Origin of the sequence: Methanobrevibacter sp. (genome assembly GCF_045541095.1) — an archaeon.
GTDB lineage: Archaea > Methanobacteriota > Methanobacteria > Methanobacteriales > Methanobacteriaceae > Methanocatella.
Genome location: NZ_JAZQIJ010000120.1, coordinates 1 through 10,059 on the forward strand (window position 1 = coordinate 1; position 10,059 = coordinate 10,059).

The 10,059-nt window shown below is 38.8% G+C and carries 16 protein-coding genes; 2 read left to right on the forward strand and 14 right to left on the reverse strand.

Annotation, left to right across the window (positions count from 1 at the left end; translation table 11 throughout):
- Window positions 1-439: 439 nt before the first annotated feature.
- From ACKI2P_RS04985 to ACKI2P_RS05015, 7 genes are all read right to left on the reverse strand, one after another.
- On the reverse strand, window positions 440-733 hold the full coding sequence (locus tag ACKI2P_RS04985) for a hypothetical protein (RefSeq protein ID WP_407375582.1): 294 nt from the start codon (window positions 731-733) through the stop codon (window positions 440-442).
- A gap of 123 nt (window positions 734-856) precedes the next feature.
- Window positions 857-1,708: an SseB family protein gene (locus ACKI2P_RS04990; protein WP_407375584.1), complete on the reverse strand. Its 852-nt coding sequence runs from the start codon at window positions 1,706-1,708 to the stop codon at window positions 857-859.
- Window positions 1,709-1,767: 59 nt separating this feature from the next.
- Window positions 1,768-2,457 carry a hypothetical protein gene (locus ACKI2P_RS04995; RefSeq protein WP_407375585.1) on the reverse strand — a complete coding sequence of 230 codons (690 nt, stop codon included), beginning with the start codon at window positions 2,455-2,457 and terminating at the stop codon, window positions 1,768-1,770.
- A 37-nt stretch (window positions 2,458-2,494) separates the two neighbouring features.
- Window positions 2,495-2,875, reverse strand: coding sequence for a putative zinc-binding protein (locus ACKI2P_RS05000; RefSeq protein ID WP_407375587.1), 381 nt, complete (start codon window positions 2,873-2,875; stop codon window positions 2,495-2,497).
- 4 nt (window positions 2,876-2,879) lie between these two features.
- Window positions 2,880-3,596 (reverse strand): hypothetical protein, encoded by a 717-nt coding sequence (locus tag ACKI2P_RS05005; protein WP_407375589.1) that lies wholly within the window; start codon window positions 3,594-3,596, stop codon window positions 2,880-2,882.
- Between the two features lie 327 nt (window positions 3,597-3,923).
- The gene (locus ACKI2P_RS05010) at window positions 3,924-4,553 is read right to left on the reverse strand and encodes a sister chromatid cohesion protein PDS5 (protein WP_407375591.1); all 630 of its coding nucleotides are present in this window, start codon (window positions 4,551-4,553) and stop codon (window positions 3,924-3,926) included.
- An 18-nt stretch (window positions 4,554-4,571) separates the two neighbouring features.
- Window positions 4,572-4,886, reverse strand: a complete 315-nt coding sequence (locus tag ACKI2P_RS05015) for a TfoX/Sxy family protein (protein ID WP_407375593.1) — start codon at window positions 4,884-4,886, stop codon at window positions 4,572-4,574.
- Window positions 4,887-4,932: 46 nt separating this feature from the next.
- Between ACKI2P_RS05015 and ACKI2P_RS05020 the strand changes: the two genes are divergently transcribed.
- Window positions 4,933-5,061, forward strand: coding sequence for a hypothetical protein (locus ACKI2P_RS05020; protein ID WP_407375595.1), 129 nt, complete (start codon window positions 4,933-4,935; stop codon window positions 5,059-5,061).
- A 20-nt stretch (window positions 5,062-5,081) separates the two neighbouring features.
- On the opposite strand, the gene ACKI2P_RS05025 is transcribed toward ACKI2P_RS05020, so the two are convergent.
- Genes ACKI2P_RS05025 through ACKI2P_RS05040 form a run of 4 tightly spaced genes read right to left on the reverse strand, consistent with a single transcriptional unit; the run spans window position 5,082 to window position 6,627 of the window.
- A complete protein-coding gene (locus tag ACKI2P_RS05025; RefSeq protein ID WP_407375597.1) occupies window positions 5,082-5,228 on the reverse strand; it encodes a hypothetical protein in 147 nt (48 codons plus the stop codon).
- Window positions 5,204-5,488 (reverse strand): hypothetical protein, encoded by a 285-nt coding sequence (locus tag ACKI2P_RS05030; protein WP_407375599.1) that lies wholly within the window; start codon window positions 5,486-5,488, stop codon window positions 5,204-5,206. Before ACKI2P_RS05030 ends, ACKI2P_RS05025 begins: the two co-directional genes overlap by 25 nt.
- Before the next feature lie 27 nt (window positions 5,489-5,515).
- A complete protein-coding gene (locus ACKI2P_RS05035; protein ID WP_407375601.1) occupies window positions 5,516-6,106 on the reverse strand; it encodes a hypothetical protein in 591 nt (196 codons plus the stop codon).
- Entirely contained in the window at window positions 6,103-6,627 is a 525-nt protein-coding gene (locus ACKI2P_RS05040) for a macro domain-containing protein (protein WP_407375602.1), read from the reverse strand. Before ACKI2P_RS05040 ends, ACKI2P_RS05035 begins: the two co-directional genes overlap by 4 nt.
- A gap of 131 nt (window positions 6,628-6,758) precedes the next feature.
- Here ACKI2P_RS05040 and ACKI2P_RS05045 point away from each other — a divergent pair, with 131 nt between their 5' ends.
- Window positions 6,759-7,694, forward strand: a complete 936-nt coding sequence (locus tag ACKI2P_RS05045; protein WP_407375604.1) for a hypothetical protein — start codon at window positions 6,759-6,761, stop codon at window positions 7,692-7,694.
- A 60-nt stretch (window positions 7,695-7,754) separates the two neighbouring features.
- Here ACKI2P_RS05045 and ACKI2P_RS05050 read toward each other — a convergent pair whose 3' ends face one another.
- From ACKI2P_RS05050 to ACKI2P_RS05060, 3 genes are all read right to left on the reverse strand, one after another.
- Window positions 7,755-9,194 carry a gamma-glutamylcyclotransferase gene (locus ACKI2P_RS05050; RefSeq protein WP_407375606.1) on the reverse strand — a complete coding sequence of 480 codons (1,440 nt, stop codon included), beginning with the start codon at window positions 9,192-9,194 and terminating at the stop codon, window positions 7,755-7,757.
- 63 nt (window positions 9,195-9,257) lie between these two features.
- Entirely contained in the window at window positions 9,258-9,692 is a 435-nt protein-coding gene (locus ACKI2P_RS05055) for a type II toxin-antitoxin system VapC family toxin (protein WP_407375608.1), read from the reverse strand.
- Window positions 9,689-9,922, reverse strand: a complete 234-nt coding sequence (locus ACKI2P_RS05060) for an AbrB/MazE/SpoVT family DNA-binding domain-containing protein (protein ID WP_407375610.1) — start codon at window positions 9,920-9,922, stop codon at window positions 9,689-9,691. The genes ACKI2P_RS05055 and ACKI2P_RS05060 overlap by 4 nt, the downstream gene beginning before the upstream one ends.
- Window positions 9,923-10,059: the final 137 nt, after the last annotated feature.

The window sequence follows — 10,059 nt, forward strand, 5'->3', positions numbered from 1 at the left end:
AATTTATATTTTAAGTGTTTTTAATTGTTTGTTGCAAATTTAAAGATGTAAGTAAGTACTTGCATTCGATTAACTTTATATACAATGTTGTTTATATTATTATCTAGAGCACAGCAGTGTGACTTGAAAAAAAATTTAATGTGATTATTATGGCAAATGTTAAAAAATATAAAAAAGAAGCAAAAGATTTCGCAAACAAACAAATTATAGCTTTCAGACCTAATAAAGTAAATATCTTTCCTTAATTGGATTTAAATATTTATCTTTTTTAGCTGTCAACAACTTTTTTTACAAATATTATTCATTTTTGTGAGCGGCATTTAGCTCAATTCAATACAATTTCTGATTTTTAATGCAAATACCCTTTTAATTTAACGTAATATACAATAATCAAAAAAAGAAATTTGTTGGGAATAATAATCCCTAACATTAACTGTATCTAAAGCTCAAAGTTAAAGCTTACTGTTGTGAATTTCATTCCGCTGTCCCTGATTTTTTTAGATTTAATATCAACATCACCGTATTGCTTTAGGAATGAATTGATTTCTCTTGAAACGGCATTGTAGTTTTTCCTGTCATACACCCTATAATTTCCCATGAATTGGACGGAATCTGATTTATTTAAAATATTTACTTTATCCATTCTGAATGATTCGTTGTTTTTCTCCAAAGTGGAATTTACCTTTTCTACAATCTCCTGTTTAATTTTATCCTTTTCTTCTGGTGTAATCATGATTTCATCTCCTATTTATCATTTACCAATTAAGTTTCATAAATCCTTTCATAATTTAATTTCTCTAATGAATAATATAAATTACATGATTTATAATTTTTCAGTGATTTAGTGAATAATGAGTTACTCTTCATCTGAACTCTTTTCATCATAGAAAGGCTGGGCTTCGCACATCCAAAGTGAGGTAAACTCATCAAGCCTGTCCTGCAGGCTGAACTCTGTCAAGGGTGCAATGACAACATCAAGGTCGTTTTCAGAAGCACCAATTGGCAGGATCTTTTTGGATTTTGGCATGAGCAGAAGGTTTGTGTACTTCTTATCTTCTGCGTATTTCGGATTTGAGCTTACAAAAATTGGAGCATGTGGCGTGAAGATTCCGTCAACCGCATTTTCAACCAGAAGATTCTCGTCAAGCCTTAAAAACAGTGTGGAGTTTTCCTCAAGCTCAATGGAATGTTTCTTTAAAAGCTCGAGAAGTTTACTGATTGAGTCTGAAAGCTCATCTGAAGGTTCTCTGAAGAGATTTAAAAATGATTTCATGGGCATGTCGACTGTAAGGTCTGTGTATGGATTGATTGCAATCATCACATACCTTCCTTCCGGCGCCTGTTCAAGCATATCAGCCAAATCACTCATGAACAATGCAATGGCTGAGCTTTTAAGGCCAGTTGATTCCATAAGCTCGCTGCTTGTAAACAATGGAACCGCCCTCTGGCCGTTGTCCAATTTAAGATAGTTTATATCAAAACCTGAATTCTCACCGGTTGTGTAGATGTCTCCTTCCTTTGCATCCTCTATGCCTTCAAAAAAGTCAGCGCTCATCATCACCGGCATGAACAGTTGGGACTGTTTGAATACCTCTGCAAATTCCCTTGTCTTTTCCGGGTCCGCACGGCCTTCATCCATGCTTTTAATTATTTCTTCAAGTCGTGAGTTATCAACCATATCGTCCAGTCTTATTTGAGAGTCATCCATCATATCACCTGAAAATATATTTGTTATCAACTTTTCTAGAAATCTTTTATACATTATTCTTAAAATCCCATCATCACAATAAACAGAATGAACACATCGGTGCACAGATGTGTTATGTATGGTATCAGAATGTTTTTGGTTTTGATGTATCCGTAAAATTCAAATATCGAACCGAAACCCTGCATGAATATCGCAAACAGCAATGTCGGAATGTCATAGGCATGCATTCCGGCAAACATGAACATGACAAGAATCATTGAGATAATCACTGCAGGTTTACGCTTATTGGAGAATTTGAAAATCAGCCTCATGAAGAAAACGAACGGTATGAACTTGAGAAATTCCTCGCCCATGAGGGAAAACACGAAATGCGGAATCAGCATCAGGCTTACACTGCTTTGCTCAATGTTTTCAGCACCGACAAGTCCGACTTGTTCAAGAATCATGGAAAGGACAACTGCATATATCATATATCCTACAAAAAGCGCTATGGCAAGGCCAACATCCCTGAGCGTTGGCTTTTGAAAAATTGCAGAATAATCCCATTTGAGAAAGTACAGGACGGGCACTATAAGGATAACGCATGCAATTATTCCCGCAGGGACAGATGTTAAGCCTGTAGCCAGATATCCAAAAATAAATACGAAAAATAATGCAATCCAACCCAATTTAGAAACGTGGGGATTTTTCCTGTAGAACGGAAAGTCCAAATCCTTTTTTTCAAAACCGAACCAGTCTATTGAAGTCATATGCTCACCTTATTGGAAAATATCAATGAAAAACCATTTATTTGATTTCACCCATTATTTTCAGGATTTCATCCTTAACTATACTGACGCACTTTTCGTCATTTTCATTGATTCTGACGGTATTTTCAGCCTGCATTCCATGCTCTTTTAATAACTTTGAAACGTTGAGGTTATATTCGACTGTAGCGTCCTTGAAAGCCAGAATGGTTTCAGGACATGCGTTTTCACATCCGTTAACGGCAATGACAGTGTTCCGGCGTGCCAAATCTATGAATTTCCGGAAATTGCCTGCGCTTGCAACGACACAGCAGTACTCTATGTCATCATTTTCAACGCTCAAGTCATATACGCTTACACGTGAAACCTCACCGCGAGGATTCATTCCGCTGCAGGCGCACAAAACGGTCTTTTCACCCATGTTATCACTTATACACCGTCAGGGCATCTATCGTCCTCACCAGTTTTTCAGCAGTCTGCATCTTCTGGGACTGTTTATCATCCTGTGCTGTTTCAAACAGAAGTGTATGATATCCTTTCTCGTCAATCGGGTCGGTTACCCATTCAGGCGAAGTTCCCGCATTGATTGTAAATATAGGATAGTCCAGATTGTCTGCAATCCTTGAGGCATACTCCCTTTCAACGTCTGATCTGTTGTCAAGAACTCCGATGTATCGAAGCTCATCCCAATAGTTTTCCATTTCATGAACATCAACCACGACAAAAGGATCCTCATTGTCAATATCCGGAACGACATACTTGTTTGCAAGCATCTCTCCCATATGACGGTTTGTGTTGTAGTCACTTGTATTCATTCCGCTGTCCTTGAAGTTGAGCTTGATGAAGTAAACCACATACCTCTTTGAAAGGTCATTATGTTCAGTGAAATTCATAATTGTCTGGTTTGTGGCATTGTGGATGCCGCTTTCAAGGCTGTGAACACCCAATATCACACAGACAGTGTCTGTTGATGAGTTGTTCCCGCATGTAATCTTATATACAGTACCGTTTGAGTTTTTTCCAAGTATTTCAGTATAATTGTCCAGAATTTCAACATCCTCATGAGAAGTATGATGAGTAAATGTTAAAAATCCCGCAAAAACAATAAGCAAAATAGCTATAGCAAATAAAATTTTAGTCACTCTTTTCATATAATCAATTATAATTATATCAACAATGACATATAAATTTTTAAGACAATTTAAACATTTTAAGAGCATTTAACAAATTCAAAAAAATAAATTCACATTCAGATTTGGTAATTTTCTTTTAGAGAAAAAAATGCAAATATCTTTAATTCATTATATTTCAAGATCTCAATTAGGTTCCAAAAGACCTTCAAGAGATTTGTACAAACCATTAAACCCACAATGGTAAATACTTAGTGACAATCAAAAATGGGATATCCTCCCATTTTAAAAACTTTTTTTAAACAAAAACCATCATTTTCGCATATTCGCTTAATTAAATTAATGTTTTAATTCTTTTCGAATGCTTTTTTTTGTTATCCGAACTGCACCTGCACTATGGATTCGGACAATACGATTTTCATCGTTTTGGGAAATGAACTCCAGCTTTCCCAGATAAGGCTTTACACACTCCGGATTTTGCTTTCCGATTACTCTGAACATTTCAGGCGCCTCTATTCTGACCTTATCCGATGAATCGGAAATTATATCATAGAATATTTCAAGCATTTCACAGAAAATCTCCGGGGAGGTAGTGGCTATGTTTTCACAGGCCCAGACGAAAGCATGCCTTACGTTTTCAGACTCGTCATGCCTCATTTCCATCAGCATGTCAATATGGTTTCTGACAAGATTTGCGTCTGCCCTTCCTATCCGTCCGATTGCGTTAACGGACCTTTCCCTAAGCTTTGGATTTTCATCGCCAAAATATTGTGCAATGCCGTCAACATACGCTTCAATTTCACCGGGATACTTCAGTCCCATCTCACCTAAAATCCACAGGGCCTTTGCCTTGACGTCAACGGAATAATCATCATCGAGATATCCGGCAACATGACGAATGTTTGCTTTCCAGTCATCCCTGTTTTTTGTAATATCTCTCAAATCATTTAGAATAGCTTTATCATCCATGTCTTTTGCTCCAAAATATTATTTGCGCTTTCTTGGTTCTGGAAGTTCATCATACATTGCGTCCAGCAGTTGCCTTAAAAAATCCCTGTTTTCGATTTCCCCAACAAGAATCATTTCCTTTGCCCCTTCATAGGGCAGTTCCATATCTGAATCGGGCATCATCTCCCTTGCAGATTTGACGGGCTTTAAGAGAAATCTGTCATCGTATATGCCTCCGATGATTTTGCCTCGATAGTATATAATGTATTCTCCCATCATTGCCCGATAGGTTATATCCTCCAAATCAGATAGCTGCTCCAATACATATTCCAGATATTGTCTTGTTGATGCCATACAATCACTCCTTGAACCTCTCTGGCTTTTAGAAGCCGGAGAATTCTTGCACAATAATGTTAAATTCTATCCATTCAAATTCATCACAATCATTCATCATATCTACTACATAATAAGTAAAACTTATTCTGCAGATTACAATATTAATCTGATATCATTCAAATTTAACGCTTAAATGTTATCCGTATTCCTCGCCTAACCATCCCTGATTAACATCGGGATATCTGCATTCCTCACAGTATCCGTCATAGTACGGAGCGCCGCAGGAAGGAATAAATCCACTATTGCTTCAATCAAATTAATCGCCATACTGTATTTCACCCGTAGTGTTCTCCGACCCAACCCTGGTTGACGTCGGGAATTCCGTCCTCACAGTATTCATCGTCGTCATCCTCCAAATAGACACGAGGACGTGGGGACGGGCTTATGCCTTCATTGCCACAGTTTTCGCATTCCCACAAATCACCGCTCCAGTCGAAAAGAGCATCGCAGTTGTAGCATCTGTAAAATCCTTCACCCCAATCCTCATATCCGCAGAACGGACAGTCCCATTCATTATCATCATCGTCTATCTCTTCACCGCATTCCGGACATGTTACCATATTTTACACCTCAAATCATATTTTAAATTAGAATAGCTTTTTTCCAAGCTCCATCCTGTCCATATCAAGATCATATGCCGTTTGTTTTCCTCTGTCGTTAAAAACCACATACACTTCAGGTTCGTTTCTGAATGTGAATTCATCATCTGCAAATGAATAGTCACATTCATATCCCCCGCCAACCCTTTCAAACTTCATCGGAGTTCTTTTGAGAAGTTCCTTAAAGCAGGAATCATTTAAAAGGCCATCATAACTGTGTGTGGAAATGCAGTCGATGAACAGCTTGTCATGACGAGTGAAATCCTTGCTGAATTCGAATTCATCAAGGGTTTTTAAAAACTCGTTTTGACGTGTGAACGTGAAAAGGTAATATCCCAAATCAATCTCGTCCACGTCCAGTCTGATGCAGTCCTTTGAATTTAAAAAGGACTTCAGCTTGATTTTAAGGATGAATCTGATATAGTCGGGAATTCCGTAAATGGAGGAAACTATTTCATCAATCCTTTCATCATCTGTTTTGAGACTGCCATAAGCTCCGGCGTTGGAGCCATCATTCCTTTTCTCACTTACCAGATATGGAAGTTCGTTTTCATCCACTCTGAAATGATTTTCTCTCATTTCATAACCTCCGATATTGTCTTATCGCCCATTCTTTTCGAGCCGTCACTTAAAACAGCAAATATGATTTCAATGTCATAGTCAGGATTGTCTGAAATGAAATCACGGCAGGATTTAACGGCAACTTTCCATGCTTCCCTTTTAGGATAACCGTATATCCCGGATGAAATTACAGGAAAAGCTATTGAAGTGCAGGCGTTGTCTTTTGCAATTGCCAGGGAATTGGCATAGGCATCATAAAGCAGATTTTCCTCATTGTTTTCACCACCGCTCCAGACAGGACCTACGGCATGGATGATGTATCTGGCCTTAAGATTGAATCCGGGAGTGATTACTGCTTTGCCTGTTTTGCAGTAGCCGATTTCAGAGCAGGCTTTTGAAAGCTCGTCCGCTCCGGCGTCCCTGAATACCGCACCGCATACTCCGCCGCCGTGTGAAAGGCTGGGGTTTGCTGCATTTACAATCGCATCAACGTCAAGTTCCGTAATTCCAATCTTTCGAACCTCAATATTTACGCTCATCAAATCATCCCGCAAAACTAACTTATACACAAATTGTTACCTAATGAAAATATATACATTATCATTAATTAACATAACGATACAATACCCTTAAATATTGTTTAGTCAAATAGTATCAATCAGTGATTTATATGAACATTTTGTACAGTCTATTCTACTGGAGCGAAAACGGCCGCTACGTATTTTCAAGAACCAAATTCCTAACTATAGTTGCATTTTTAGTGGGTCTGGTTGCAAGCATTACCACACCGCTGTTTCTATTCCCAGTCATAGCAGGTGCGGCATTGGCCATACCAGTCTTTGTTGTTGGTTTTCTTGTTCACAAGATTCTTAAAATCGATTCAGGATTCTATGAAGGTAACCTTTTAAGCGACATAAAGCATTTCCTTTTCTACTGGCACAACAATGACTTTGAAATATCAAAAACCAAAGTGGTGACAGTTGCATTCATACTTATGGGTATGGTTGCAGGACTTGGAAGCGTGATTTCCGGTGCTCCTTCAGGTTTTGCACTGGGATATAATCTCGTATCACTTTTCTTTGCAGTACCTGTGTGTGCTGTCGGATACGGCTATCACAAGATAAAAACACACAATGCCCCTCAAATCAAGGCTCCGGAATACAGCGAAAGAAAAATAGAAAAAACAGCACAACCTATCGAAACTTCCGAAGAGCCACCAAAGGTATTTAAAGATAAAAAAGAGGAAATTGAAGAGCTTAAAAAAGAGTTTGACCAGAAGGAATCACAGACCAGGGAACTCATCGCAGCCAAATTCACACCACCGCAGCTTACCTATGACCGCTTCATACATGTTGTCGACAACTGCGAAAAGCTGTTCAACCAGCACTACTCAGCCGTTTTGAATCTCATCAATTTCTCAAGCGGAGACTCCCAGAAGATAGATGATGAAATCGCATCCAAAACAGACATCATGAAATCACTGATCGGAAAGCTGGATGACCTTTCAAGCGAACTTGCCATCAGCATGTCAAAATCCAAAGAAGATGATGTTCATGGCGTTTTAAGCGATATGGAGAATTTAATATCATCAATCGATGACTATTAAATTCATTTAACTTTTTTTAATAATAGTTCAATGAATTGAGGATAAGTATGCTCAACCCAATTATTTTCTTATGCAGCTTTTAAGATAATCCTCAATCTCATCATCACTCATTTCAGGCCAGTTTTCCCTGATTCCCTTCACCAGAGTATCCAGATAGTCAAGGCACGGATCGTTGTATGGGCGAAGATTATTGTTGGTAACTGTCTTTACCTCAATGCCTTCGATTTCACCAAGACTTATCACATCCTCATACCATCCATATCCAGGAGTAGGTGTGCGTCCTCCGTTTTCTTCAGCAATTACGTGTTCGAACTGCTCTTTTGTTATCAGATAAGCTACTCCGAGTGCATGGCCATCTTTGGTGGTGTCGAGAAATGAAACTCCGCAGCTCTGCCATGAGCCTGAAGTGTTTCCGAAGTACATGTCATATGGTATTTCAAAGGCCCTGACCTCTGCAGGTGATGCGGTGTCGCTGCAGGCGTCACGGTATGTGCTTCCTCTGTAGGATCCCCCTTTGATGTAGCACATGAATCTTTCAAAAAGCATGTTGCTTCCGTATGAAACGTACCAGATATACTCATTCCATGCAGGAATTCTTGTGAGGTCAGAAACGTCCCTGAGGTAGACGTAGACAAATGCGGAGCGTGTCTTTCCGTCTGCACACATCACGGTTTCACATCTTTTTTTATAAAGGCTTCCCTCACCTTCGAGCATATCGATTGACGGCATGTCTTCAGCAGGCACCTGGTAAAGCTCTCCTGGAATCTGACGGCTGCCTTGTACGATTGCAGGATACCATCCCACATCATACATGTCATAGCCTTCGATTGAGGCCTTGCCCAGGTATGAGCTGTTTTCAAGGTAGTGGTGGTTTGGCTTGCCCTTCATGAGGGTTCCATATACAAACACTAGCCTTTGACAGAAGTATTCGTTGATGGCTTTGATATCCTCCTCGTAGCTTTCGCCCCAGTATCCGTTGAATTTGCCTTCAGCTTCTTTTTTGTGGTAATCTTTGATGATTCCGTCCATCATTATTCCGAATTCATAGCAGAAATCATGGTTGAGATCCAGATATTCCTTCACTCCGGCTTTCATGAAGATATTGATTGCCTCGATTTGCTGTTTAAGGCCTTCAAAGCCATGTCCCACAAGGTTTTTGGCACATGACATCTTCAATCCGTTCAAAAGTCCGAGTTTCTGCTTCAGGCTGAAATCCTTGCCGAAGCTCATGTAGGCCTTCATGAGAATTGCGCTGCAGAGGTATGTAGGCATGTAGCAGAAGTCCACCATGGCATCGATTGGAACATTGAAGGAATCGAACAGCTTGAAGCTTCCGTCATTGTCCTGGAATTCAAGGATTGCATCCAGGTTTTTGAGGTAGTCCTTATCGTTCGGATCTGCATCCTCATTTAAAAAGTCCTTCAAATCGGAAAGCATTTTGTAGAGTTCATCAAATTCAGGTTTTTTATGGCTTATCTTTTCTAGTTTAATCATATTCATGGTAATGGCTCCTTTTAGTTTTTGATTTGAAAAATTAATATTGTGGTGAATTTTGATTGGTTCTCATAGGTAATCCGGACCAATCAGGCTGATTTGGCTGAAACCTTTGAATTGGCGGTCAAAGCTGACCAAATCTGAAATATTCATTTCCGACATTGTAAGTACAATGCTCGAATCAGTGAAGCTCAAGCCTTTCTTTGCGTTGTTTGCTCCTGATGTCTTGAATATGTCAAATGTCTTGCCGGTGTAGTTGAATATGTCGTATTCGTTCAATATGTCAAAACTGTCAATGAGGCCGTAGTATATTTCTTCGGCGGCACGGACGTTGAACTTCCTGCCGACAACTGTCAGCACCTCATTCAACACATTGTTGTTGATGAAGCAGTTTTGAGCAAGGACATTCTCATTCTGCTGCAATCTCATTGCATTTCTATGCAGCATATCATTTGAATTGATGTACGCCAGAATAAATGACGTGTCGAGAAAAACTCCTTTCATTTGTACAGGCTCCTTTTCAAATCAACGGCATTTGTCCTATCATCAGTTTTGAAGGCACCGCCCAAATCCTTGAAGTTTCGTTTTTTTCTGAAATTAATTTCAGGCTTGCCCTTTTCATTAATGCCCCATTCCACAACGGTGTTGTGATCTATATCATAGTTTTTCCGTATTTCCTTTGGAATGGTTGTCTGATAATTGCTTTGAATTTTACTTGTGGCCAATACTAACATATTTTTACACCTCAAGAATATTAGTTTTTTCAAACCTATATAATAATATTATTGTAATAGTATATAAATATATCGGATATTTTTAAAATATAATAGGAATTTAAATTATCATATATTTGATTTTTTTAAAAGAAAAA